We start from the raw sequence: 24120 nt of genomic DNA on the forward strand, positions 1-24120 counted from the left end.
ACGCAGGATGTGCGCACAGGGCCCCGCATCGGATAGCAAGGGCTTATGGCGGTCCTTGTCGCGCTCGGCGCGTTCCTGATGACGCTGGCCGGCGGCTGGACGGCACAGCGCGTGACCGACCGTCGCCACCTGGTCCTGGGCCTGGCCGGCGGCCTCATGCTGGGCGTGGTCGGCTTCGACCTGCTGCCCGAGGCGCTGGAGGCGGCCGGCCACAAGGTGTTCGGCGTACCCGCGGCGCTCGTGCTGTTCGTCGCCGGATTCCTGCTGGCCCACCTGGTGGAACGTCTCCTCGCCGGCCGTCAGGCCGCGCACGGCGCCGGCGAGCACACCCACCGGGCGCCCGAGGTCGGCCTCACGGCGGCCGCCGCGATGGTCGGGCACAGCTTCATGGACGGCGTCGCCATCGGCGCCGCCTTCCAGATCGGCGGCGGCATGGGCCTGTCCGTCGCCCTCGCCGTGATCGCGCACGACTTCGCCGACGGCTTCAACACCTTCACCATCACCAGCCTGTACGGCAACGCCCGCCGCCGGGCCGTCGCCATGCTGGTCGCCGACGCCTGCGCGCCGATGCTGGGCGCGGTGTCCACGATGTTCGTGCACATCCCGGAACCGCTGCTCGGCGGCTACCTCGGCCTCTTCGGTGGCGCGCTGCTCTACCTCGCCGCCGCCGAGATCCTCCCCGAGGCCCACCACGACCACCCGGCCCGCTCCACCGTGCTCTGCACCGTCGCGGGCGCCGCCTTCATCTGGCTGGTGGTCGGCCTCTCCGGCGGCTGACCCCCTCACAGCTTCCCGCCCCGGCCGCCCTCGCGCCGGGGCGGCGCTATGAGCGTCGACAGGTACGGCAGCGCGTCGCCGTCCAACTCGGCGGCGGGCCGTACCGACTCCTCCGGCAGGCCCAGGGCCGAACCCCACACCGCGTCCTCCAGCCGGCCGGCCTCCCGCAGTGCCTTCGCCACCTCGGCCGCGCGCCGCCCGAACTTGTACGCCACCACGGTCCCCGGCCCCGCCAGTGCCTCCTTCAGCGCCGCCGCGCCCGCCGTCACCGGGACCAGCGTCAGCGGTTCGGTGCCCTCGGTCAGCACCGCACCCGACCTGGCCGCGAGATCCTGCATCGCGGTGATGCCGGGCACGGTCTCGACGACCAGTTCCGGCACCAGCTCCTGGAGCGTCTGCGCGAGGTAGGTGAAGGTGGAGTACACGTTGGGATCGCCGATGGTCGCGAACGCCACGTACGGGTGCTCCCGCAGCAGCTCCGCGACCCGCGCGCCCGCCGCGTCCCACGCGGCCTCGCGGCGCGCACGGTCCGTCCGCTCGTTCAGCGCGAACACCACCCGGACGATCTTCTGCCCGGACACGTGGTGCAGCACCGTCGCCTCCGCACGGCCCCGCTCCATGGTGTCCATCACCGGTACGACCACCACATCGGCGGCCCGTAGCGCGTTGACCCCCTTCACGGTCACCAGCTCCGGGTCCCCGGGACCCACTCCGACCCCGACCAGCCTGCTGCTCATGAAGTCCGGCACCTCTCCGTGAATCTCCGGGCCACCCCGGGCTCCGACGCCCAGTGCGTATGCAGATAACTCGCGTGCACGCCCTGCTGCACGAACCCCTCCACCCGCCGAGCGGGCGCGACGACGCCCCACGCGGGCGCGTCCCCAGCCCCCGGCTCGATCACGGTCCGATGAAACTCATGCCCCCGCATCCGAGTCCCGGCCACCGCCAACACGCTGTCCGCGACGGCCACGGCATCCCGATACCCGAGCGTCAACCGCTCGCCCATCCGCGCGGACGCGTCCAGCACCCCGCACATGGGGGTCCCGTCGAGTTCCCGGCACAGATAGAGCAACCCCGCACACTCGGCGGCAACGGGCGCCCCGCCGAGGGCCAGCTCCGCGATCTCCTTGCGCAGCGACTCGTTGGCCCCCAGCTCACTCGCGTAGACCTCCGGGAACCCCCCACCGATGACGAGCCCCCGAGTCCCCTCGGGCAGCCGCTCGTCCCGCAGCGGGTCGAACGTGACGACCTCCGCCCCGGCGGCATCGAGCAACTCGGCGTGCTCGGCGTAGGAGAAGGTGAATGCGGGCCCGCCGGCGACGGCTACGAGGGGACGCTCACTTGCGGAGGGGCCCTCGGTGCCGGTGACGACAGGGCGCTCGCTTGCAGCGGCCCCGCCGGCGGCGGTGTGCACGGCACGCTCACTCGCAGCGACGGCGCCGACGGAGCGGTCACGCAGGGCAGATCCGCGCTCCGTCTCCCCGCCCGACCGACCCGACCCCACGTCCCGCTTCTCGACCGACCGAGACGGGTGTTCGTGGGTGGGCGAAGACAGGGCCTCAGCCGGAGACCACCCCGCACCCGGCAAGGCACCCGCGCTCCGGGCCAGCGCCATCAGCGCATCCAGGTCGCACCCGGCGGAAACCCGCGCCGCCATGGCCGCGACCGCGGACACCGCGGCGGCACCCCGCTCAGCCACCGGCACCAACCCCAGATGCCGAGACGGCGTAGCCACCTGCTCGGCCCGCCGCAGCGCGCCCAGCACGGGCACCCCCGCCTCGTCCAGAGCCTCCCGCAGCAGAACCTCATGCCGCTCCGACCCCACCTTGTTGAGGATCACGCCCCCGATCCGCACCCCCGCGTCCCAGGAGGCGAACCCGTGCACCAGCGCCGCCACCGACCGCGACTGCGACGACGCGTCCACGACCAGCACCACCGGCGCCCGCAGCAACTTGGAGACCTGCGCCGTGGACGCCAGCTCCCCCTGCCCCGCGGCCCCGTCGTACAGCCCCATCACACCCTCGACCACGGCGAGATCACACCCCCGCGCCCCATGGGCGAACAGCGGAGCGACCAGCTCGGGCCCGCACAGATACGCGTCGAGATTCCGCCCCACCCGCCCCGTCGCGAGCGCGTGATACCCGGGATCGATGTAGTCCGGCCCCACCTTGTGCGGAGACACGGCAAGCCCCCGCGCGGCGAACGCGGCCATCAGCCCCGTGGCGACGGTGGTCTTCCCGCTGCCCGACGAGGGCGCGGCGATGACCAGCCGGGGTACGGACATCACCACTCGATGCCCCTCTGCCCCTTCTGCCCGGCGTCCATCGGATGCTTCACCTTGGACATGTCGGTCACCAGGTCCGCGAACTCCACCAAGGCGGCGGGCGCGTTACGCCCCGTGATCACCACGTGCTGATTGCCCGGCCGGGCCCGCAGCACCTCGACGACCTCCTCCGTGTCCACCCACCCCCAGTGCATCGGGTAGGCGAACTCGTCCAGCACGTACAGCCGGTACGTCTCGGCGGCCAGGTCCCGCTTGACCTGCGCCCACCCCTCCCGAGCCTTCTCCTCGTTGTCGAGCTGGGCGTCCCGCTGCACCCAGGACCACCCCTCGCCCATCTTGTGCCAGTCGACCGACCCGCCCTCGCCGGAGGCACCCAGCACCCGCAGCGCGTTCTCCTCGCCGACCTTCCACTTCGCCGACTTGACGAACTGGAACACCCCGATCGGCCACCCCTGGTTCCAGGCCCGCAGCGCCAGCCCGAACGCGGCCGTCGACTTGCCCTTCCCGATCCCCGTGTGCACGACCACCAGCGGACGATTGCGCCGCTGCCGCGTCGTCAACCCGTCGTCCGGCACCACACTCGGCTGCCCCTGCGGCACTACGCGGCCCTCCTCGAAGTCGTCCCCCGCACATCCCTGACCAGCCCGGCGATCGCGTCCGCCCGCAGCTCCTCCAGCGTCACCGCCGTACCCCCCAGCTCCTCCGCGAGCCGCCCCGCGAGCCCCAGCCGCACCGGCCCCGACTCGCAGTCCACGACCACCGAGGCCACCGACTCCGCGCCGAACAGCCGCGCCGCACGCCCCGCCAGCGCCACCGGCTCCGGACCACCGGTCGCCCGTCCGTCCGTCACCACCACCAGCAGCGCCCGCCGCGACGGGTCCCGCAGCCGCTCCACCCGCAGCACGTCGTGCGCCTTCAGCAGCCCCGCCGCCAGCGGCGTACGGCCGCCCGTCGGCAGCGACTCCAGCCGGGCCGCCGCCGCGTCCACCGACGAGGTCGGCGGCAGCGCCACCTCGGCGGCCGTACCCCGGAAGGTCACCAGACCGACCTTGTCCCGCCGCTGGTAGGCGTCCAGCAGCAGCGACAGCACGGCACCCTTCACCGCGCTCATCCGCTGCCGCGCCGCCATCGAACCGGAGGCGTCCACCACGAACAGCACGAGGTTCCCCTCGCGCCCCTCCCGCGCCGCCTGCCGCAGATCGTCCCGGCGCAGCACCAGCCCCGGCCCCGAACGCCCCCGCGCCCGCTGGTGCGGCGCGGCCGCCCGCACGGTGGCCGCCAGATGCAGCTTGGTCAGCGCCCCGCGCGGCCGCAGCGCACCGGTGGTCCGCCCGCGCTCGGTCCGCGCCCGCGAACGCCGCCCGGCCGCGCCCGCCCCGACACCGGGCACGGTCAGCGCCTTGGTGCGGAACGGCTCCGCCGCCCGTGCCGGCGCCTGCTCACCCGCACCGCCGGCGGCCGGCTGCGGCTCGCCGTCCTCCCCGGCCTCGGGCTGCGCTCCGGCGTCCCCGCCCTGCGGACCCTCCTCGGGCGAGGGCTGCCCGCCGCCACCGGGCCCGTCCGGGCCGGGATCGGGATCGTCATCGTCCCCGGCCGACTCCTCCAGCGTCTGGTCGAGCTTGTCCTCGTCCAGCCCCGGCGCGTCGAAGGGGTTGCGCCGCCGCCGGTGCGGCAGCGCCAGCAATGCGGCCTGCCGCACGTCCTCGGCCAGCACATCGCTCCGCCCGTCCCATGCGGCCAGCGCGGTCGCGGTACGCGCCATCACGATGTCGGCCCGCATGCCGTCCACCTCGAACGCGGCACAGGTCGCCGCGATCTGCTTAAGCGCCCCGTCGCCCAGCCGCACCTTGGGGAGCAACTCCCGTGCCGCGACGATGCGCTGCCGTACGGCACGCTCCTCATCCGCCCAGCGCGCAGCGAACCCGGCCGGATCGTCGTCGTACGCCAGCCTGCGCCGCACGACCTCCACCCGCTGATCCGGCTCCCGCGAGGCGGCCACTTCGACCGTCAGCCCGAACCGGTCGAGCAACTGCGGCCGCAGCTCGCCCTCTTCGGGGTTCATCGTCCCGACGAGCAGGAACCGCGCGGCATGCCGTACGGAGACACCCTCGCGCTCGACGTACGAAGCGCCCATCGCGGCCGCGTCCAGCAGCACGTCCACCAAGTGGTCGTGCAGCAGGTTGACTTCGTCGACGTAGAGGATGCCCCGGTTGGCGGCGGCCAGCAGCCCCGGCTCGAAAGCCTTGACCCCCTCCGCGAGCGCCCGCTCGATGTCCAGTGCACCGACCAGCCGGTCCTCGGACGCGCCGACCGGCAGCTCGACCATGCGCGCGTCCCGCGCCTCGGCCGCCACCACGGTGTGCGGCCCGTCCGGGCAGGTCGGGTCCGGGGAGGCCGGGTCACAGGAGAACCGGCATCCGGCGACCACCTCGACCTCGGGCAGCAGCGCCGCCAGCGCGCGTACGGCGGTGCTCTTCGCGGTGCCCTTCTCGCCCCGCACGAGCACCCCGCCGATGTTCGGCGCGACGGCGTTGAGCAGCAGAGCCAGTTGCAGATCCTGCTGCCCGACCACCGCGGTGAACGGGAATCGCGTGCTCACTCGTCTCCCTCCAGCTCTCCCTCGAGTTCCAGATACGTCGCCCGGAGCCTTTCCAAGGTCTCCTGGTCCGGCTCCTCCCACAGCCCCCGGTCCGCCGCCTCCAGCAGGCGCTCGGTGATGCCGCGCAGGGCCCACGGGTTGGACTTCTTCATGAAGTCCTGGTTCTCCGGGTCGAAGACGTACTCGGCCGACAACTTCTCGTACATCCAGTCGTCCACCACGCCCGCCGTGGCGTCGTACCCGAAGAGGTAGTCCACGGTCGCCGCCATCTCGAAGGCACCCTTGTAGCCGTGCCTGCGCATCGCGGCCATCCAGCGCGGGTTGACCACGCGGGCGCGGAAGACACGGTGGGTCTCCTCGCCAAGGGTGCGGGTCTTGACCTGGTCGGGGACGGCCGAGTCACCCACGTACGCCTCGGGGCTGGTGCCGGTCAGGTGGCGGACCATGGCGACCATGCCGCCGTGGTACTGGAAGTAGTCGTCGGCGTCGACCAGGTCGTGCTCGCGGGTGTCGACGTTCTTCGCCGCCACCGCGATCCGCTTGAACGCCGTCTCCATGTCCCCCCGCGCCGCGCGCCCGTCCAGCCCGCGCCCGTAGGCGTAGCCGCCCCAGACCGCGTACACCTCGGCGAGGTCCGCGTCGGAGCGCCAGTTGCGGGCGTCGATCAGGGGGAGCAGGCCCGCGCCGTACGCGCCCGGCTTGGAGCCGAAGACGCGGGCCGTGGCGCGGCGGCGGTCGCCGTGTTCGGCGGTGTCCTCCTCGACATGGGCGCGGACGTAGTTGGACCCGGCCGGCTCGTCCAGCTCGGCCACCGCGCGCACCGCGTCGTCGATCAGCCCGACCACGTGCGGGAACGCGTCCCGGAAGAAGCCGGAGATGCGGACGGTGACGTCGATGCGCGGGCGCCCCAGCTCGGCCAGGGGCACGATCTCGAAGCCGGTGACCCGGCGCGAGGCGTCGTCCCACACCGGGCGGCAGCCCAGCAGCGCGAGGATCTCCGCGATGTCGTCGCCCTGGGTCCGCATGGCCGAGGTGCCCCACACGGTGAGGCCCACCGACTTGGGGTACTCCCCGGTGTCGGCCAGGTACCGCTGCACCAGCGAGTCCGCGAGCGACTGCCCGACCTCCCAACTCAGCCGGGAGGGGATCGCCTTGGGGTCGACGGAGTAGAAGTTGCGCCCGGTCGGCAGCACATTGACCAGGCCCCGCGTGGGCGACCCGGAGGGGCCCGCCGGGACGTAACCGCCGTCCAGCGCGTGGAGGATGTGCCCGATCTCGTCGGTGGTCCGGGCGAGCCGGGGCACGACCTCCGTGCAGGCGAACTCCAACACGGCCGTGGCGTCAGCCAGTTCGAAGCCGAGCACCTGGTCCAGCACCGCCGGTACGGCCGCCCGGTCCCAGTCCCGCGCCTCCATGCCCTCGGCGATGCCGCGGCACAGCTTCTCCAGCAGGTCGATCGCGTCGGCTCCGGTGCGCGCCGGGCCCTCGGCCAGGTCGGTCAGCTCCACCGGCACCTTCACCGGCGCGCCCGGCTCGGCCAGCAGCTCCTTCTCCACCAGCCCGAAATGCCGGGCCAGCGCGGCCCGCAGTCCCGGCAGGGCGTCGGCCTGGCCGCCCCACACCTGGGAGGCGCGCAGCACGGCGAGGACGAGGTTGACGCGGGGTTCGCCCTCCGGGCCGCCGCCCAGGATGTGCAGTCCGTCGCGGATCTGCACATCCTTGATCTCGCACAGGTAGCCGTCGATGTGCATGACGAACTCGTCGAAGTCGGCGTCCTCCGGCTGCTCGTCCACGTGCAGGTCGTGGTGCAGCTCGGCGGCCTTGACCAGCGTCCAGATCTGGGCACGCACGGCCGGGGCCTTGGCCGGGTCCAGGTCGGAGACGAGCGCGTACTCGTCCAGCAGTTGTTCCAGCTTGGCGAGGTCGCCGTAGGTGTCGGCGCGGGCCATCGGCGGCACCAGGTGGTCGACCACCGTGGCGTGCCCGCGCCGCTTGGCCTGGGTGCCCTCACCGGGGTCGTTGACGATGAACGGGTAGATCAGCGGGAGTTCACCGAGTACCGCGTCCGGGGCGCAGCCACGCGAGAGGCCGAGGCCCTTGCCGGGCAGCCACTCCATGGTGCCGTGCTTGCCCATGTGCACGACCGCGTCCGCGCCGAAACTGTTCTCCAGCCAGCGGTAGGCGGCCAGGTAGTGGTGCGAGGGCGCCATGTCGGGGTCGTGGTAGATGGCGATGGGGTTCTCGCCGAAGCCGCGCGGCGGCTGGATCATCACGACGACGTTCCCGAACCGCAGGGAGGCGAGCACGATGTCGTCGCCGTCCACGTACAGGTTCCCCGGCGGCTCGCCCCACGCCTCCAGCATGGCGTCGCGCAGCTCGGGGTCGAGGGTGTCGAACCAGGCCCGGTAGTCCGCGAGCGGCACCCGTGCGGGCGCGGCGGCGAGCTGCTCCTCGGTCAGCCACTCCACGTCGTGGCCGCCGGCCGCGATCAGCCGGTGGATCAACTCGTCGCCCTCGGAAGGGTGTTCGCTCACCCCGTATCCGGCATCCCGTAGCGCGTCCAGGACCCGGACCGCAGAGGCGGGGGTGTCCAGGCCGACGGCGTTGCCGACGCGGGAGTGCTTGGTCGGGTAGGCGGTGAAGACCAGCGCGATCCGCTTCTCGGCGTTCGGCTTGTGGCGCAGGGCCGCGTGCCGTACGGCGATGCCGGCGACCCGTGCCGCGCGTTCGGGGTCGGCGACGTAGACCGGGACCTCGTCGGGGCCGGGCTCCTTGAAGGAGAAGGGCACGGTGATCAGGCGGCCGTCGAACTCCGGGATGGCGACCTGCATCGCCGCGTCCATGGGGGAGAGGGCGGCGTCCGAGGCGTCCCACGCGGCTCGCGTGGAGGTGAGGCAGAGTCCTTGCAGCACCGGCACGTCGAGGTCCGCGAGGGCGCCGATGTCCCACGCCTCCTCGTCGCCGCCCGCCGAGGCGGCCGAGGCGTGCGCGCCGCCTGCCGCGAGCACGGTGGCGATCAGGGCGTCGGCCCGGCCCAGCAGCTCGTACAGCCCGGCGTCCGCGTCGCGCAGCGAACCGCAGTACACCGGAAGGGCGTTGGCGCCGTGCTCCTCGATGGCCGCGCAGAGCGTGTCCACGAAGGCGGTGTTGCCGCTGAGTTCGTGGGCCCGGTAGAAGAGCACGCCCACGGTCGGCCGGCCGGGCCGCTGTTCGTAGGCACCGTGCAGTCCGAACTCCGGCATCCGGTGCGGCTCTTCGAAGCCCTCGCCGGTCAGCAGGACGGTGTCGGAGAGGAACCGGGACAGCTCCAGCAGGTTCGCCGGGCCGCCCTCGACCAGATAGCGCAGCGCCTCCGCGACGACCCCGGCCGGGGCGGTCGACTCGGCCATCAGCTCGGCGTCCGGCACGCTCTCGCCGCCCAGCAGCACCGTCGGCACCCCGGACGTCTTCAGCGCGGCGAGTCCGTCCTCCCAGGCCCGCTTGCCGCCCAGCAGCCGGACGACCGCGAGGTCCGCGCCGTCGAGCAGGGCGGGCAGGTCGGCTCCTGCGTCGACGCGGGACGGGTTGCCGATCCGGTAGTCGGCGCCGCTGGCGCGGGCGGCCAGCAGGTCCGTGTCGGCGGTGGACAGCAACAACACTGTGCTCATGCGGGCGCTCCCGGTGGAATGAAGGGCAGTCCTGCGGGCGCGCCCGACTCGATGAGCCGCCAGAGCGCGTCCGTGTCCGCGTGGTGTTCGATGAGGTCGCCGAGCAGGTCGAGCTGCTCCTCGCGCAGCGCGGCGAACGAGGTGTCGGGGGCCGGGACGAAGCGGCGCCCGGAGGCGGCGGCGACTTCGCGAAGGAAGGCGCGCCGGAAGCCGTCCGACTCCAGCGAGCCGTGCCAGTGGGTGCCCCAGACCTGGCCGGTGCGGCAGCCGTCCAGGAAGGACGTGCCGCCCAGCACCTCGGCGATCCCGTGGTGGATCTCGTACCCCTCGACGGGCTCGCCGAGGGCTTCCCCGACGGGCCGGGCGAGGGTCTTCTCGGGGTGGAACCGCACCCGCACGGGGAGCAGTCCGAGCCCCGGCACGCTTCCGGCGCGCGACTCGACGTCGTCCTCGATGTGCTCACCGAGCACCTGGAAGCCGCCGCAGATCCCGAGTACCGGGCGTCCCTCGGCGGCCCGGCGCGCGAGCGCGTCCGCGAGACCCCGCTCGCGCAGCCATCGCAGCGCCCGTACGGTCCCGCGCGTGCCCGGCACCACCACGAGGTCGGCGTCGGCCAGTTCCTCGGGCCGGTCCACGAAGCGGACCACGACGCCGGGTTCGGCGGCGAGGGCGTCCACGTCCGTGAAGTTGGACATCAGCGGGACCGCGCACACGGCGACCCGCAGTACGTCCTCGCCGTGCGGGGGAGCGACGGCCGACTCCCGTACGGTCCCGCGCAGGGAGACCCTGAGGCCGTCCTCCTCGTCGATGCCGAGCCCGTGCCGGAACGGCAGCACGCCGTAGGTGTGCCGTCCGGTGAGGCCGCGCAGCATGTCCAGGCCCGGTTCCAGCAGCGTCACATCGCCGCGGAACTTGTTCACCAGGAACCCGGCGACCAGCGCCTGGTCCTCGGGGGAGAGCAGCGCGACGGTGCCGAAGAAGGAGGCGAAGACACCGCCCCGGTCGATGTCGCCGACGACGAGGACGGGCAGCCCCGCGCCGCGCGCGACGCCCATGTTGACGATGTCGGTGCGCCGCAGGTTGATCTCGGCGGGCGAGCCCGCACCCTCACAGATCACCGCGTCATACGTGCCCCGCAACTCGGCCAGGCACTCCAACACCGTTCCCAGCAAAGCCTGTTGACGCCCACCGTGGTAGCCGCGCGCGCTCAGCTCGCCCACCGGCTTCCCCAGCAGCACCACTTGGCTGCTGCGCTCGCCGCCGGGCTTGAGCAGCACGGGGTTCATCAGCGCGGTCGGCTCCACACGGCACGCCTGTGCCTGCATGGCCTGCGCCCGGCCGATCTCCGCGCCCTCACGGGTCACGAAGGAGTTGAGAGACATGTTCTGTCCCTTGAACGGCGCCACCTTGACGCCCTGCCGGACCAGCCACCGGCAGATCCCGGCCGTCACGACGCTCTTGCCGGCGTCGGAGGTCGTCCCCGCGACCAGCAGACCACCACTCACCTGCCCCGCCCCTTCCCGATGAGGCGCCCGGCGACGGTGACGCCGAGCGCGAGCAGACCGACCCGGCGGGAGAGCCGTACGGCCCGCCCGATGTCGGCGACCCGGACGGGCCGCCCGGTGCCGTTGAGTACGGGCCGGTGCTCGACGCGGCCGCCGTAGGAGAGGGTGCCGCCCAGCCGGACGCCGAGCGCGCCCGCGAACGAGGCTTCCACCGGGCCCGCGTTGGGGCTCGGATGCCGGTGCGCGTCCGCCCGCCAGGCCCGTACCGCCCCACGCGGGTCGTCCCCGGCGAGCACGGCGAGTACGGCGGTCAGCCGGGCGCCCGGCCAGCCGGCCACGTCGTCCAGCCGGGCGGAGGCCCAGCCGAAGCGGCGCAGCCGGGGCGACTTGTGCCCGACCATCGCGTCCAGCGTGTTCACGGCCCGGAAGCCCAGCAGCCCCGGCACCCCGGCCACCGCACCCCACACCAGGGCGCCCACCACGGCGTCGGAGGTGTTCTCCGCGACCGACTCCACGACGGCGCGCGCGATCGCGTCGGCGTCCAGCGCCTGCGGGTCGCGCCCGCACAGATGCGGCAGCCGGGCCCGCGCGGCCGCCAGGTCGCCGCGCTCCAGGGCGCGGCCGACGGCGCGCGCCTCGCGGGCGAGCGAAGTACCGCCCACGACGGCCCAGGTGGCGGCGGCGGTCAGCGCGGCGGAGGCGGCGGCAGAGGGGCGTACGGCGCGTGCGGCCACCACTCCTAGCGCGGTGGCGCCTCCGGCGCACACCAGGGTGTGCAGCGCGCCCCAGCCGCGGTGGTCGTGCCACAGCGCGCGCTCCACCCGCCCGGCGGCCCGCCCGAAGGCGGCGACGGGGTGCATGCGGTGGGGATCGCCCAGGAGGAGATCACCGAGGAGGCCGGCGGCGGCACCGTACGCGTACGAGCGATCGGCGCCCATCGGCTAGCTCGCCGTGGGCGTGCCGGTGTTCCTGGTGCGGGTTCTCGGGCGGCGGCCGGGCATCACGGTAGGTCCTCACTCAGGGTGTCCACGCCCTGGTTCGACGAGACCGGCGACGAGAGTTCCTGGCTCCCGGGGACTTCTCCCCGGTGACAGTGGCGGGACCGCGCCGGATTCGCACCGGCTTCCTCTGCTGTCGCCGTACATGGCCCGCGAAGTCCACCACGTGCCCGGAAGGACCGTCAACCTGCCTGTGACCTGCGGGAGAAGAGTGTGGGGAGCCCCACACCGGCACCGGTGGGAACAGCGGAAGGCCCCCGCGCGGCACATGCCGTGCGGGGGCCTCACCAGGTGCGGTGCTAGGCGACGATCAGATAGAAGCCGTAGGCCACCGCCGCCGCGCAGGCGGCGAAGCAGGCGTAGGCGCCGGTCACCGCGAGCGGGGCCGAGCCGCCGGTGGCCACCGCGCGCTCGCGGCGGGCCAGTCCGCTGACGCCGAGGGTGAACAGGCCCACCAGGGCCACCGTGACCACGAGGCTGACGCCGAAGACGGAGCCGAGGGCCGCCCAGTCGATCTTCATGGGGATGTTCCTCCAGTTGCCGGGTGGTCAGACCCGGGCCGACGGCGCGGTGGTGGCGGGAGCGGGCGCGGACTCGGCGGCGGCCGGGATGGTGGCCGTCAGGTCGTCCGCGACGATGCCGACGGGGGGCGGGGTGACCATGGCCATCGCGGTGGTCACCACACCGGCCGGCTCGACGTACTCCTCGGCGGTGACGTGGTTGTGGTCGATGACCTCGCGGCGGGAGATCTTCCAGATGGCGAAGCTGGAGCCGATCAGGAAGAGCGCGACCAGCCCGGTGCCCCAGCCGCCCAGGCCGGACACGGCCTCGGCGCCCGCGCCGACCAGCGCGGCGGCCGGCAGGGTCAGCGCCCAGGCGACGAACATGCGGCTCGCGGTGGACCAGCGGACCACCCCGCCCTTGCGGCCGAGGCCCGCGCCCATCACCGAGCCGGAGACGACGTGGGTGGTGGAGAGGGAGAAGCCGAGGTGCGAGGAGGCCAGGATCGCGGTCGCGGCGCTGGTCTGCGCGGCGAAGCCCTGACGGGGCTCCAGGTCGGTCAGGCCCTTGCCCATGGTGCGGATGATGCGCCAGCCGCCGATGTAGGTGCCGAGCGCGATGGCCAGGCCGGCGGAGAGGATCACCCAGGTGGGAGGGTTGGAGCCGGGGGAGAGGGCACCGCCCGCGATCAGCGCGAGGGTGATGATGCCCATGGTCTTCTGCGCGTCGTTGGTGCCGTGCGCCAGGGAGACCAGGCCGGCCGAGGCGATCTGGCCGGCGCGGTAGCCCTTGCGGGTCGCGGCGGTGTCGCCGTCCCGGCCGATGCCGTAGGAGAGGCGGGTGGCGAACATCGTGGCGAGGCCCGCCACGATGGGCGCGGCGACCGCCGGGAGCAGCACCTTGGTCACCAGCACCTCGCCGTGGACGGCGCCGAAGCCCGCCGAGGCGACGGTGGCACCGACGAGGCCGCCCATCAGGGCGTGCGAGGAGCTGGAGGGCAGGCCCACCAGCCAGGTCAGGAGGTTCCAGAGGATCGCGCCGGTCAGGGCCGCGAAGATGACCTCGGGACGGATGCCGGTCTCGTCGACGAGACCCTTGGAGATCGTGTTGGCGACCTCCACCGAGAGGAAAGCGCCCACCAGGTTGAGCGCGGCGGACATGGCCACCGCGACCTTGGGCTTGAGAGCGCCGGTCGAGATGGTGGTGGCCATCGCGTTGGCGGTGTCGTGGAAACCGTTCGTGAAATCGAACGCGAGCGCGGTTATCACCACTATCGCGAGGATCAGCGAGAAGCTTTCCATTTACCCAGGCAATCGTTCGAAGTCGTTGGCAGGATGAACGTAGGCAACCTGGGTGAACGGAAGGTGAACTGGGCCGGGCGCCTTGGTGCCGGAAGCGGCACCCCGGATTCCGGGCGCTTCCGGCGGCCCTGCGGGGCCCGTTCAGCGCCCGCGCGCGAAGGCCCGCAGCCGGCTAGACGAGCCGCCGAAGAGATCCTGGTCACCCGGCAGCCTGCCGTTGGTGCCGTGCTGCCAGAAGGTCCAGTACCGCCAGCCGCCGGGCAGTCTGCCGGGGCCCGAGGAGCCGTGGCTCGCGATCCACAGCGCGTGGTCGGCGGAGAAGGCGCGGCTGTTCCCGGTGCAGGCGGTCCACCAGTTGGCGGTGGTGTAGATGACCGGGCGGCGGCCGGTCTCCCGGCGCACCTCGTCGCTGAAGGACCTGATCCAGCGCACCATCCGCGTCCGGCTCAGCCCGTAGCACCTGTGGTGCTTGTCATACGGGTTGTACTCGATGTCCAGCGCGGGCGGCAGCGTCACCCCGTCCGCCTGCCAGTCGCCGCCGTGCCGGACGAGGTACGCGGCCTGCGCGGCGCCGGAGGAACGGTCCGGCAGGGCGAAGTGGTACGCGCCCCGGACCAGGCCGGCCCGGCGGGCGCCGTTGTACTGCCCGGCGAAGTAGGGGTTGCGGTAGGTCGTGGACTCGGTCGCCTTGATGTACGCGAACCGGGCGCCGTCGGCGCGGGCCGACCGCCAGTCGACGTGCTTCTGATGCGAGGAGACGTCGTGCCCCTTGGGCTGGGTCCTGCGCAGCTCGGGCTTCGCCGACTTCGCTGTCAGCGGGGCGTGGGCGGCGGTGAGGGCCCCGGTGAGGGTGAGGGCCGAGAGGGCCGCCGCGAGGACGCCCGCGCGGCGACGGGTTGATGAGCGGTCACGGGCCATGCGGTCCCCCGGCGAAACGTGGTCCAGCGGGCAAGAGGGATCAGTGAAAGCCGGTGGGTCGTCAGAAGTGTGACTATTTGTGGCGTTTCTGGACGGTTTCGCTCGTTCGGTGGCGTGTGGAGGGGGCCGAAGCGGGCACACGCCCGGCCGCCTCCTGGCAGGATCGCGGCATGGCGGAACAGCGGCGGGACGTGGACGGCGACGAGGCGCGGGCCTGGGACGAGCTGGTGGCCACCGCGCGGCGGACCGTCGCCGACGGGCTGGTCGTCGGCACCTCCGGCAACGTCTCCGTACGGGTGGGTGACACCGTGCTGGTCACCCCCTCGGGCGTGCCCTACGACCGGCTCACCCCGGCCGACATCACCGGCGTAGACCTCTCCGGCCGCCAGGTGCTCGGGTCCCTGGTGCCGACCAGCGAACTCCCCATGCACCTCGCGGTGTACCGCGCCACCGACGCCGGCGCGGTCGTCCACACCCACGCCGTGCACGCCACCGCCGTCTCCACCCTGGTCACCGAGCTGCCCGCGATCCACTACATGACCGGCGCCCTGGGCGGCCCCGTACGGGTCGCCCGCTACGCCCCCTACGGCACCCCCGAACTCGCCGCCCACGTGCTCCGGGCTCTCGAGGACCGCTCCGGCTGCCTGTTGCGCAACCACGGCACGCTCACCTACGGGGACACCCTGGACCGCGCCTACGACCGCACCGCCCAACTGGAGTGGATGTGCCGCGTCTGGCTCACGGCGTCCTCGGTACCGGGCCTGACCCCGTCGCTGCTGAGCGAGGCGGAGCTGGCGGAGGCGGGGGAGCGGCTGCGGGGGTACGGGCAGCGCTGAGCGTGGGGGCTCCACTGGCCGGGACCCGCCCGGCCCGTGACACTGGACGCGTGCGCAAAGTCCATGTAGTCGCCGCCGCGATCGGTGCCGTGCTGGCCGCGGGCGCCGCGTCCGTGGCCGTCGGAAGGCTGGCCAGCGGTGCCGCGCTGAAGCTGCCGCCCGGCCGCCCGCTGCCCACCGAACCCCGGCTCACCGTGCACGGTCTCGAGGGCGGCCGGATCACCCTCACTCGTGATCTCGCCTCCCGGCGCCCCGGCGTCTACGGCCTCGCGGGCAACGGTTCGCACGCCGTCGTCGGCCCGGTGCTGGAGGGGGCCGAGCAGAGCCCCGACACCGTCGTACGCCGCCTCGAACGCCTCACCCACGGCGCCTTCGCCCCCGGCGACCCCGCCTGGCTCACGCCCAACGCGTACGTGGGCGACCCCGGCTCCGCCCTCGGCCTGGAGTACGCCGACATCGACATCCCCGGCGAACTCGGCCCGCTCCCCGCCTGGTTCGTGCCCGGTCCCCGGGACACCTGGGTCATCGCCGTGCACGGGTTGGGCACCACCCGCGAGCAGACCCTCAACGTCATGGGGATGCTGCACGCCCTCGGACTGCCCGTCCTGGCCCTCGCCTACCGCGGCGACATCGGCGCCCCGCGCTCCCCGGACGGCCTGAGCCACCTCGGCGAGACCGAGTGGCGGGACGTGGACGCGGCGATCCGGTACGCCGTCCGCTACGGCGCCCGCCGGGTCGTCCTCCTCGGCTGGTCCACCGGCGCCACCATGGCCCTGCGCGCCGCCGAACGCTCCTCCGTACGGGACCACGTCGCCGGGCTGATCCTCGACTCGCCCGTCCTCGGCTGGGAGACCACCCTCCGCGCCCTGGCCCACGCCCGCCACGTCCCCGGCCCCCTCCTGCCCCTCGCGGTACGCGCCGCCCAGGGCCGGGTCGGCATGCGCACCGCCCGCCACGCCGTGGGCGTCGAACCCCTCAAGGTCCCCACCCTGATCATCCACGGCCCCGACGACAAGATCGCCCCCTGGGCCGACTCCCGCCGCCTCGCCGCCCGCCAGCCCGGCCTCATATCCCTCCACCCCGTCCCGGGCGCCCCCCACGCCGCCATGTGGAACACGGACCCCACCCCCTATGAAGACCTGCTCCGCCGCTTCCTGACCCCGTTGCTGTAGCGGCTCGGCCCGGCGGACCCCGGCCGGAACCCCTGGTTCTGGCCCTCTCTGTTGCCCCCTGTGACTTCCCGTTTGGGTTTTCGGACCGTCAACCGGAAGACTGCACCCGTGACGTCCCGTATCCCGCGCGACTCCAGGCTTCGACTCGTCCGACCGCGACCCCTGGCCGCCGCCCCCAGAGCTGTGAACCAGCGGCGCACGCGCCGCGCCGCGCCCCGGCCGCCCGAGGGGACGCCGGCCCCCGCCGAACTGGCGAGACTCGCCCGGACCGTCCTCGCCGGGGCGGTCCGGGTGGCCCGGTGGGCCGACCTCGCCCTGGGGCCCGGCAGCGACGCCGCCACCGCCGACGGCAAGGCCACCCTCTCCGACGCGACCGCCGAGCGCGCCGCAGCCGACCTCGGCCTCACCCCCGCGCAGATCCGCGCCGACTGGGACACCGCCCGCCTCTCCGGCCTGGTCGAGGTGCACGGCGACAGCGCCCGCCCCGGCTGGCGCCTGCGCGCCTGGGACCGGGACGACAGCGCCGTACTGCGCGGCTGGGTCGCCCTGTTCGACGCCTGGTCGCTGGCCTGCCCCGAACCGCACGGCCAGGAGCCGGCCACGGTCGCCGAGGTCGTCTCGGCCATGCCCCAGGTCCTCTCCTTCCTCCAGCTCTCCGCCGGCCCCGTCCCGGCGGAGCAGTTGCTCGACCTGCTCCAGCAGCGGGTCACCGAACTGCGCACCGAACGCTGCGAGGTCACCTACGCCCCCGGCGCCGTAGAGGCCCCCGTCCTCACCGCCCCCGCCCCGGACGTCCCCCTCGCCCCCCTCCTGGACTGGGCCGTGGAGGCGCTGGCGGCGGTCGGCGCGCTCACCCACGGCGACGGCCACGCCACCCTCACCCCCCTCGGAAGCTGGGCGGTCTGGGTCAAGCTGGAGCAGATCTGCGTCGCCGCGCAGAGCCCCGCCGGGAACATCGAGCAGTCCGCCGAGGACATGCTCCGCGGCTGCGCCCAGCTCCGCCCCAACGCCGCCCGCGCCGAATACCGCGCCTGGCTCGCCGCCCGCACGGTCGGCGGAGCCGTCGGCCAGCTCCTGGACGCCGCCCGGGGCGACGACGCCCTGCTGCGCGGCCTCGCCTTCGAGGCGCTCCGCGTGGTCGGCGCCCCCGCCGAGCACGAGGTGCGCGCCGTCGTCGCGGAACCCGCGCTGCGCCCGTACGCCCTGCTGTGGCTCGCCGAGTACGACGGCGTCGACCCGGAGGACGCCCACGAGGTCCTCACCCGCGAGGAAGCCACCTGGCTGTGGGTCGACACCGCCGCGGCCGTCGCCGACCACGGCGAGACCGACATGCTCGTCCGGCACCTGGAGGCGGCGGTGCAGCCCACCGTCCCCGCCCTGCTGGAGGAGGTCCGGGCCGTCGGCCACCCCCGCACCGTGCAGGTCCTGGTCGCGCTGGCCGCCGCCCACCCCGACCCCGCCCTCGCCAAGGCCGTGCGCCGGGCCGCCTTCCAGGTGCACACCGGAGGCTGAGCAGGGCCCGCCGGACGCCCCCGCCGCTCAGGAGGTCAGCGCGGGGGCGTACGTGCCGAAGCTCCAGACGTTGCCCTCGGCGTCCCGCGCCGTGTAGTCCCGCGAGCCGTAGTCCTGGTCCGTCGGGGGCATCAGGATCTCCACGCCGTGCTCCACCGCACGGCGGTGATGGGCGTCCACGTCGGCCGCGTCGTCCAGGACCACGTACACCCCCGCCGGGCCCGCGCCGCTCATCGCCTCGTCGAAGACACCGCCGCGTCCCTTGGACCCCAGCATCACCGCGCCGTTCCCCTGGGTCAGCTCGGCGTGCAGGACCGTGCCGTCCTCCGACTCGTACACCGCCAGCTCGGTGAAGCCCAGCGCCCGGGTGAGCTGCGCGATCGCCGCCCGCGCGTCCGCGTACAACAGCGTGGGGTACACGCTCGGGCGCCCACTGGTGTCCGCCATGCCGATCACTCCCTCGTGAACGGATCTGTCCCGCTTCGTCCCCTCAGTCTGGCAGCCACCACTGACAACGCCTCAGCCGAACGTGTTGCACCGGTCCGGATCGCCCGTCCGGTACCCCTGGTCGAACCACTGCTGGCGCTGCAGCGAGGACCCGTGCGTCCAGGTCTCCGGGGTGACCTTCCCCTGGAACTCCTGCTGGATACGGTCGTCGCCCACGGCCGCCGCCGCGTTCAGCCCGTCCTTGATGTCCGCCGGGGTCAGGCTGGTGATCAGCGGCCGCCCCGTCGACTCGTCCGGCGTCGTCGTCGCGTGGTGCGCCCACACCCCGGCGTAGCAGTCCGCCTGGAGCTCGACCCGGACCGAGCTGCTGTTCTCGCCGGTCGTCCCGTCCTGGGTCCGGCCCAGCGTGCCCATCAGGTCCTGCACATGGTGGCCGTACTCGTGCGCGATGACGTACGCCTGGGCGAACGGACCCCCGCTCGCCCCGAACTTCGTGCGCAGCTCGTCGAAGAAGCCCAGGTCCAGGTAGACCCGCTGGTCACCGGGGCAGTAGAAGGGTCCGACGGCCGCCGTCGCCGCCCCGCAGGCCGTACGGATCTGCCCGCTGAAGAAGTACGTCTGTGCCGGGGTGTACCGCTTCCCCTGCTGCCGGAACTCCCCCGACCAGTAGTCCTGCACGCTGTTGACCACCGCGACCGCCCGGCAGTCCTCGCGGGTGTTCGCGTCCCGGCCGGTACGGCAGGACTGCTGGACCTCGCTCACCGAGGAGGGCTGGGACGCGGCCTCGTCGCCGCCCGAGGAGAGCCCGAGCTGGTCCGGGCCGACGCCCAGGAACAGCGCCAGCAGCAGTCCGACCAGCCCGACGACGCCGCCGCCGATCGTGGCCCGGCCGCCCGGCACCCGGCTCCCGCGTACGTCCCGCACCTCGGAGGTGTCCAGATTCGCGTCGTCGTCGAACTGCACAGCCCGTCACCTTCTGTCAGCGTCCATCGGCTTTGGTGAGCTTCGGGCCGACCCGTCACACCCGTCGCCCGCAGCTCACGCGGCATGTCTACCCGAGAAGTCCCCGCACCCCGCCACCCGAGGCAGGAAAAGGGCTTGCCCGCCCCCGTTAGACTGGCCCCATGGCCATTCTCCTCGCGCATTAGACGGCGGGAACGCCCTCGACAGCCGCCCATCCGTCAACCACGTACGCCCAGGAGTATGTCCGTGATCTCCGCCTCCGGTATCGAGCTGCGCGCCGGTGCGCGCGTCCTCATCGAGAACGCCACCTTCCGCGTCGCCAAGGGTGACCGCATCGGCCTCGTCGGCCGCAACGGCGCGGGCAAGACCACCCTCACCAAGTGCCTGGCCGGTGACGGCATCCCGGCCGCCGGCACCATCACCCGCTCCGGCGAGGTCGGCTACCTCCCGCAGGACCCCCGCACCGGCGACCTCGACGTCCTCGGCCGCGACCGCATCCTCTCCGCCCGCGGCCTCGACGTGCTGATCCGCAAGATGCGCGAGAACGAGCAGCGCATCGCCAACGGCTCCGGCGCCACCCGCGAGAAGGCCCTGCGCCAGTACGAGCGCCAGGAGACCGAGTTCCTCACCAAGGGCGGGTACTCCGCCGAGGCCGAGGCCGCGACCATCGCCGCCGCGCTCAACCTGCCCGACCGGGCGCTCGGCCAGCCGCTGCACACTCTCTCCGGTGGTCAGCGCCGCCGTATCGAGCTGGCCCGCATCCTGTTCTCGGACGCCGACACCCTGCTGCTCGACGAGCCGACCAACCACCTCGACGCCGACTCGATCGTCTGGCTGCGGGACTACCTCAAGACCTACCGCGGCGGCTTCATCGTGATCTCCCACGACGTCGACCTGGTCGAGACGGTGGTCAACAAGGTGTTCTACCTGGACGCCAACCGCGCCCAGATCGACGTCTACAACATGGGCTGGAAGCTCTACCAGCAGCAGCGCGAGGCCGACGAGAAGCGCCGCAAGCGCGAGCGGCAGAACGCGGAGAAGAAGGCCGCCGCGCTGAACTCGCAGGCCGACAAGATGCGCGCCAAGGCCACCAAGACGGTGGCCGCGCAGAACATGGCCAAGCGCGCCGACAAGCTGCTCGCCGGCCTGGAGGCGGTCCGCCAGTCCGACAAGGTCGCCAAGCTCCGCTTCCCGGAGCCCGCGCCCTGCGGCAAGACCCCGCTGATGGCCGAGGGCCTGTCGAAGTCGTACGGCTCGCTGGAGATCTTCACCGACGTCGACCTGGCCATCGACAAGGGCTCGCGCGTCGTCATCCTCGGCCTCAACGGCGCCGGCAAGACCACCCTGCTGCGCCTGCTCGGCGGGGCCGAGCAGCCCGACACCGGCGAGGTCGTCCCCGGCCACGGACTCAAGCTCGGCTATTACGCCCAGGAGCACGAGACCCTGGACCCCGAGCGCACGGTCCTGGAGAACATGCGCTCGGCCGCCCCGGACCTGGACCTGGTCGAGGTCCGCAAGACACTCGGCTCGTTCCTGTTCTCCGGCGACGACGTCGACAAGCCGGCCGGGGTGCTCTCCGGCGGCGAGAAGACCCGCCTGGCGCTCGCCACCCTGGTCGTCTCCTCGGCCAACGTGCTGCTGCTGGACGAGCCCACCAACAACCTCGACCCCGCCAGCCGCGAGGAGATCCTCAGCGCGCTGCGCACCTACAAGGGCGCGGTCGTCCTGGTCACCCACGACGAGGGCGCCGTCGAGGCGCTCCAGCCGGAGCGGATCATCCTGCTCCCGGACGGCGTGGAGGACCTGTGGGGCTCCGGTTACGCCGATCTGGTCGCCCTCGCCTGACCCCGTAGGGCCCTCCTGCGGCCCGGTGATCCACCCCGACCCGATCATTCGGCCCAGCGGTGATCCACCATCTGAGTGAGATCTCCTCATACCGAGGTGTGTCCTACACGGATTTTCCGGCCGGTCCCCCCGTACCCGAGCGGTACCGGGGGACCGGCCGTCTCACGTCTCTGACCTGGGACTTCCCGATTTCACCCGTTCGGCGGTACGCGCGCGCCGCTTCGGAATCCCCGATTCCGTATGTGCGGACCCGCTCCTGTCGTCACAACCTCGTCTCACGGACCTTGCCGAATGGGTGGCCAACCCGACGAGAAGGGGTGATCATGAGAAGACCAGAGCGCACTTCCCATGAGGAGGACCGGGTGGCCGAGACTCTGAAGAAGGGCAGCCGGGTTACCGGCGCCGCGCGCGACAAGCTCGCGGCAGACCTGAAGAAAAAGTACGACTCCGGTGCGAGCATCCGGGCGCTGGCCGAGGAGACCGGTCGCTCGTATGGCTTTGTGCACCGGATGCTCAGCGAGTCGGGCGTCACGCTCCGTGGGCGTGGCGGTGCGACGCGGGGCAAGAAGGCCGCGTCGTCCTGACTCCGGGCGGCCCATCGGCTTCGACGGTGGCCACCCGGTCGGTCCTCTGATCGTCCGGGTGGTTACTGTGCAGTCACTTCGCGGTGCCGTACGGCTCCGCGCGATGACCGCACCCACCGGAGGCGCCCCATGGCTTCGCCCGACCAGGACCTCGTTCCTGTACTCGACAAGGACGGCGTACGGCTCACCGTCGACGACGCGCTCGCCACGGTGACCCTGACCAACCCGGCCAAGCGCAACGCGCAGAGCCCCGCTCTGTGGCGGGCGCTGGCCGAGGCGGGCCGGGCGCTGCCGGGCTCCGTCCGGGTGGTCGTGCTGCGTGGCGAGGGCAAGTCCTTCTCCGCCGGGCTGGACCGCCAGATGTTCACCCCGGAGGGGATCGAGGGCGAGCCGACCTTCATCGATCTCGCGCGCCGTGACGACGCCGGGGTCGACTCCGCCATCGCCGCCTTCCAGGAGGCGTTCACCTGGTGGCGGCGCAACGACATCGTGTCCATCGCCGCCGTGCAGGGACACGCCATCGGCGCCGGCTTCCAGTTGGCCCTCGCCTGTGACCTGCGCGTCGTCGCCGACGACGTGCAGTTCGCCATGCGCGAGACCAGCCTCGGCCTGGTCCCCGACCTCACTGGCACCCACCCGCTGGTCGGCCTCGTCGGCTACGCCCGCGCGCTGGAGATCTGTGTGACCGGGCGCTTCGTGCACGCCGAGGAGGCCGTCGTCTCGGGCCTCGCCAGCGTCGCCGTGCCCGCCGCCGAACTCGACGGCGCCGCAGCCGACCTGGCCTCCGCCGTGCTGGCCGCGCCGCGCGACGCCGTGGTGGAGACCAAGGCGCTGCTGCGCGGTGCCGTCGGCCGTTCCTTCGACGAACAGGTCGTCGCCGAGCGGGCCGCCCAGGCCCGCCGTCTGCGGGACCTCGCCGGCATCGGGGACTGAGCCCGGCCCGCTCTCACTCCACGCCGGTCACCAGGACCGCCACCGTCGGGCGGTCCTCCATCGTCTCCCGCACCGCCGCGCGCACCCGCTGGGCCACCTCGGTGGCCCGGTGTTCGGAGTCCGTGGCCAGTTCCACGTACACGTGCCGGTGCGGGAGCGCCGCGTCCGACTCGCGCCGCTCGACCCGGACCGCGTGGCCCCGGTCGCCGAAGGCGGCCGTCAGCCGGGTCACCCCGGCCACCGTGAGCACGGCCGCGGCCACCAGCGCCTCGTCCGCGTCGGTGGTCCGCTCGGCGTCCGGCGGCCGCTGCTCGCGGGCCGCCGGGGCCGGTTCGGCGGCCGGTTCCAGCAGGTCCGTCACCCGCAGGTCCACCTCCGTCACCGTGAGCCCCAGCCGTTCGGCCGCCGCCGTCAGGACCGTCCGCAGTCGCTCCGCCGTCACCGGCAGCGGCCGGTCGCCGGTCGCCGCGAAGTCCGCCGTCACCCGAAGGGGCCCCGGCCACAGCGCGCTCGGCGGGGCCGGCACGACCGGCTCGCGCACGTCCTGCGAATCGGCCAGACCGATCCGCAGCGTGCCCAGCCGCGCACCGGGCACCCCGGTCGCCGCCGCCTCGCCCAGCACCGAAGCGGCCGCCCGCTCCGTCATCCACGCGCCGTCCCGGCTGCCGCCGAGCGGCAGCAGTCTGCCGGGCGCCAGTCGCTGTCGTACCGCCTGTGTCCAGTCCGCCGTCATTCCTCCAGCCTGCCCTCTCCACGGCGCGCAACGGCGCAGGCGTGCTTACGGTGGTCGGAGAACGACGACCGAAAAGGGGAGCAGTGGCGATGAGCGAGATGGCAACCCACGGCGGCGAGAACGAGCCGCAGACCTCCGCCCGCAGGCAGAACCGGCCCGGCGGCGGCGACCCCGCGACCAGAGGCCGCACCACGATCGCGGACGGGGTCGTCGAGAAGATCGCCGGAATGGCGGCACGGGACGCGGTCGGTGTGTACGCCATGGGCAGCGGGATCTCCCGCACCATCGGTGCCATGCGCGACCGGGTGCCCGGCGGCACCAAGGCCGTGACCCGAGGGGTGAAGGCCGAGGTCGGCGAGGTGCAGACCGCGCTCGACCTGGAGATCGTCGTGGAGTTCGGCTTCCCGATCGGCGAGGTGTCCCGCGCGGTACGGGAGAACGTGATCGCCGCCGTGGAGCGCATGACCAGCCTCGAGGTCGTCGAGGTCAACATCGCGGTCAGCGACGTCCACCTCCCCGACGACGAGGAGGACCAGGAGCCGGAGCAGCCTCGTATCCAGTGAGC

21 protein-coding genes and 1 riboswitch are annotated in these 24120 nt (G+C 73.3%); of the genes, 8 read left to right on the forward strand and 13 right to left on the reverse strand.

Annotated features, from left to right (window positions below; all coding sequences use genetic code 11):
• Window positions 1-45: 45 nt before the first annotated feature.
• Window positions 46-777 carry a ZIP family metal transporter gene (locus OG448_RS23595; RefSeq protein ID WP_405556649.1) on the forward strand — a complete coding sequence of 244 codons (732 nt, stop codon included), beginning with the start codon at window positions 46-48 and terminating at the stop codon, window positions 775-777.
• 5 nt (window positions 778-782) lie between these two features.
• Here OG448_RS23595 and cobI read toward each other — a convergent pair whose 3' ends face one another.
• From cobI to OG448_RS23645, 10 genes are all read right to left on the reverse strand, one after another.
• Complete coding sequence (cobI, locus tag OG448_RS23600; RefSeq protein WP_405556651.1) at window positions 783-1514, reverse strand: precorrin-2 C(20)-methyltransferase; 732 nt, start codon at window positions 1512-1514, stop codon at window positions 783-785.
• Window positions 1511-3061, reverse strand: coding sequence for a cobyrinate a,c-diamide synthase (locus OG448_RS23605; protein ID WP_405556653.1), 1551 nt, complete (start codon window positions 3059-3061; stop codon window positions 1511-1513). Before OG448_RS23605 ends, cobI begins: the two co-directional genes overlap by 4 nt.
• The gene (gene cobO, locus OG448_RS23610; protein WP_399567004.1) at window positions 3061-3660 is read right to left on the reverse strand and encodes a cob(I)yrinic acid a,c-diamide adenosyltransferase; all 600 of its coding nucleotides are present in this window, start codon (window positions 3658-3660) and stop codon (window positions 3061-3063) included. Before cobO ends, OG448_RS23605 begins: the two co-directional genes overlap by 1 nt.
• Window positions 3660-5660, reverse strand: a complete 2001-nt coding sequence (locus OG448_RS23615; RefSeq protein ID WP_405556655.1) for a putative cobaltochelatase — start codon at window positions 5658-5660, stop codon at window positions 3660-3662. Before OG448_RS23615 ends, cobO begins: the two co-directional genes overlap by 1 nt.
• The gene (cobN, locus tag OG448_RS23620; protein WP_405556657.1) at window positions 5657-9307 is read right to left on the reverse strand and encodes a cobaltochelatase subunit CobN; all 3651 of its coding nucleotides are present in this window, start codon (window positions 9305-9307) and stop codon (window positions 5657-5659) included. The genes OG448_RS23615 and cobN overlap by 4 nt, the downstream gene beginning before the upstream one ends.
• Window positions 9304-10812, reverse strand: a complete 1509-nt coding sequence (locus OG448_RS23625; protein ID WP_405556659.1) for a cobyric acid synthase — start codon at window positions 10810-10812, stop codon at window positions 9304-9306. Before OG448_RS23625 ends, cobN begins: the two co-directional genes overlap by 4 nt.
• Window positions 10809-11750: a cobalamin biosynthesis protein gene (locus OG448_RS23630; protein WP_405556661.1), complete on the reverse strand. Its 942-nt coding sequence runs from the start codon at window positions 11748-11750 to the stop codon at window positions 10809-10811. Before OG448_RS23630 ends, OG448_RS23625 begins: the two co-directional genes overlap by 4 nt.
• Before the next feature lie 98 nt (window positions 11751-11848).
• A riboswitch (cobalamin riboswitch) is annotated at window positions 11849-11981 on the reverse strand.
• Window positions 11982-12109: 128 nt separating this feature from the next.
• Entirely contained in the window at window positions 12110-12331 is a 222-nt protein-coding gene (locus tag OG448_RS23635) for a hypothetical protein (RefSeq protein WP_030815516.1), read from the reverse strand.
• 27 nt (window positions 12332-12358) lie between these two features.
• Window positions 12359-13612, reverse strand: a complete 1254-nt coding sequence (locus OG448_RS23640) for an anion permease (protein WP_405556663.1) — start codon at window positions 13610-13612, stop codon at window positions 12359-12361.
• A gap of 141 nt (window positions 13613-13753) precedes the next feature.
• Window positions 13754-14530, reverse strand: coding sequence for a lysozyme (locus tag OG448_RS23645; RefSeq protein ID WP_405556665.1), 777 nt, complete (start codon window positions 14528-14530; stop codon window positions 13754-13756).
• 170 nt (window positions 14531-14700) lie between these two features.
• Here OG448_RS23645 and OG448_RS23650 point away from each other — a divergent pair, with 170 nt between their 5' ends.
• From OG448_RS23650 to OG448_RS23660, 3 genes are all read left to right on the forward strand, one after another.
• Window positions 14701-15366: a class II aldolase/adducin family protein gene (locus tag OG448_RS23650; protein ID WP_405556667.1), complete on the forward strand. Its 666-nt coding sequence runs from the start codon at window positions 14701-14703 to the stop codon at window positions 15364-15366.
• 50 nt (window positions 15367-15416) lie between these two features.
• On the forward strand, window positions 15417-16538 hold the full coding sequence (locus OG448_RS23655) for an alpha/beta hydrolase (protein ID WP_405556669.1): 1122 nt from the start codon (window positions 15417-15419) through the stop codon (window positions 16536-16538).
• Between the two features lie 108 nt (window positions 16539-16646).
• The gene (locus tag OG448_RS23660; RefSeq protein ID WP_350908319.1) at window positions 16647-18050 is read left to right on the forward strand and encodes a hypothetical protein; all 1404 of its coding nucleotides are present in this window, start codon (window positions 16647-16649) and stop codon (window positions 18048-18050) included.
• A gap of 27 nt (window positions 18051-18077) precedes the next feature.
• On the opposite strand, the gene OG448_RS23665 is transcribed toward OG448_RS23660, so the two are convergent.
• Both OG448_RS23665 and OG448_RS23670 read right to left on the reverse strand, forming a co-directional pair.
• A complete protein-coding gene (locus OG448_RS23665; protein ID WP_405556671.1) occupies window positions 18078-18497 on the reverse strand; it encodes a VOC family protein in 420 nt (139 codons plus the stop codon).
• A 72-nt stretch (window positions 18498-18569) separates the two neighbouring features.
• Window positions 18570-19460: a neutral zinc metallopeptidase gene (locus tag OG448_RS23670; RefSeq protein WP_405556673.1), complete on the reverse strand. Its 891-nt coding sequence runs from the start codon at window positions 19458-19460 to the stop codon at window positions 18570-18572.
• Window positions 19461-19706: 246 nt separating this feature from the next.
• On the opposite strand from OG448_RS23670, the gene abc-f reads away from it, so the two are divergent.
• From abc-f to OG448_RS23685, 3 genes are all read left to right on the forward strand, one after another.
• Window positions 19707-21305 carry a ribosomal protection-like ABC-F family protein gene (gene abc-f / locus OG448_RS23675; RefSeq protein ID WP_405558911.1) on the forward strand — a complete coding sequence of 533 codons (1599 nt, stop codon included), beginning with the start codon at window positions 19707-19709 and terminating at the stop codon, window positions 21303-21305.
• Between the two features lie 362 nt (window positions 21306-21667).
• Window positions 21668-21889 carry a helix-turn-helix domain-containing protein gene (locus OG448_RS23680; RefSeq protein ID WP_004002281.1) on the forward strand — a complete coding sequence of 74 codons (222 nt, stop codon included), beginning with the start codon at window positions 21668-21670 and terminating at the stop codon, window positions 21887-21889.
• Window positions 21890-22018: 129 nt separating this feature from the next.
• The gene (locus OG448_RS23685; RefSeq protein WP_391291229.1) at window positions 22019-22822 is read left to right on the forward strand and encodes an enoyl-CoA hydratase-related protein; all 804 of its coding nucleotides are present in this window, start codon (window positions 22019-22021) and stop codon (window positions 22820-22822) included.
• A 13-nt stretch (window positions 22823-22835) separates the two neighbouring features.
• On the opposite strand, the gene OG448_RS23690 is transcribed toward OG448_RS23685, so the two are convergent.
• Complete coding sequence (locus OG448_RS23690) at window positions 22836-23555, reverse strand: nucleopolyhedrovirus P10 family protein (protein WP_405556675.1); 720 nt, start codon at window positions 23553-23555, stop codon at window positions 22836-22838.
• Between the two features lie 89 nt (window positions 23556-23644).
• Here OG448_RS23690 and OG448_RS23695 point away from each other — a divergent pair, with 89 nt between their 5' ends.
• A complete protein-coding gene (locus OG448_RS23695) occupies window positions 23645-24118 on the forward strand; it encodes an Asp23/Gls24 family envelope stress response protein (protein WP_405556677.1) in 474 nt (157 codons plus the stop codon).
• The last annotated feature ends 2 nt before the right edge of the window (window positions 24119-24120 follow it).

It is taken from the genome of Streptomyces sp. NBC_01171, assembly GCF_045039805.1.
GTDB lineage: Bacteria > Actinomycetota > Actinomycetes > Streptomycetales > Streptomycetaceae > Streptomyces.

Excerpts from the sequence above, each read along its gene's own strand:
- OG448_RS23595 (WP_405556649.1), top strand. The coding sequence starts at position 46 with ATGGCGGTCCTTGTCGCGCTCGGCGCGTTCCTGATGACGCTGGCCGGC.
- cobI (WP_405556651.1), bottom strand. The coding sequence starts at position 1,514 with ATGAGCAGCAGGCTGGTCGGGGTCGGAGTGGGTCCCGGGGACCCGGAG.
- OG448_RS23605 (WP_405556653.1), bottom strand. The coding sequence starts at position 3,061 with ATGTCCGTACCCCGGCTGGTCATCGCCGCGCCCTCGTCGGGCAGCGGG.
- cobN (WP_405556657.1), bottom strand. The coding sequence starts at position 9,307 with ATGAGCACAGTGTTGTTGCTGTCCACCGCCGACACGGACCTGCTGGCC.
- OG448_RS23630 (WP_405556661.1), bottom strand. The coding sequence starts at position 11,750 with ATGGGCGCCGATCGCTCGTACGCGTACGGTGCCGCCGCCGGCCTCCTC.
- OG448_RS23635 (WP_030815516.1), bottom strand. The coding sequence starts at position 12,331 with ATGAAGATCGACTGGGCGGCCCTCGGCTCCGTCTTCGGCGTCAGCCTC.
- OG448_RS23640 (WP_405556663.1), bottom strand. The coding sequence starts at position 13,612 with ATGGAAAGCTTCTCGCTGATCCTCGCGATAGTGGTGATAACCGCGCTC.
- OG448_RS23645 (WP_405556665.1), bottom strand. The coding sequence starts at position 14,530 with ATGGCCCGTGACCGCTCATCAACCCGTCGCCGCGCGGGCGTCCTCGCG.
- OG448_RS23650 (WP_405556667.1), top strand. The coding sequence starts at position 14,701 with ATGGCGGAACAGCGGCGGGACGTGGACGGCGACGAGGCGCGGGCCTGG.
- OG448_RS23665 (WP_405556671.1), bottom strand. The coding sequence starts at position 18,497 with ATGGCGGACACCAGTGGGCGCCCGAGCGTGTACCCCACGCTGTTGTAC.
- OG448_RS23685 (WP_391291229.1), top strand. The coding sequence starts at position 22,019 with ATGGCTTCGCCCGACCAGGACCTCGTTCCTGTACTCGACAAGGACGGC.
- OG448_RS23690 (WP_405556675.1), bottom strand. The coding sequence starts at position 23,555 with ATGACGGCGGACTGGACACAGGCGGTACGACAGCGACTGGCGCCCGGC.
- OG448_RS23695 (WP_405556677.1), top strand. The coding sequence starts at position 23,645 with ATGAGCGAGATGGCAACCCACGGCGGCGAGAACGAGCCGCAGACCTCC.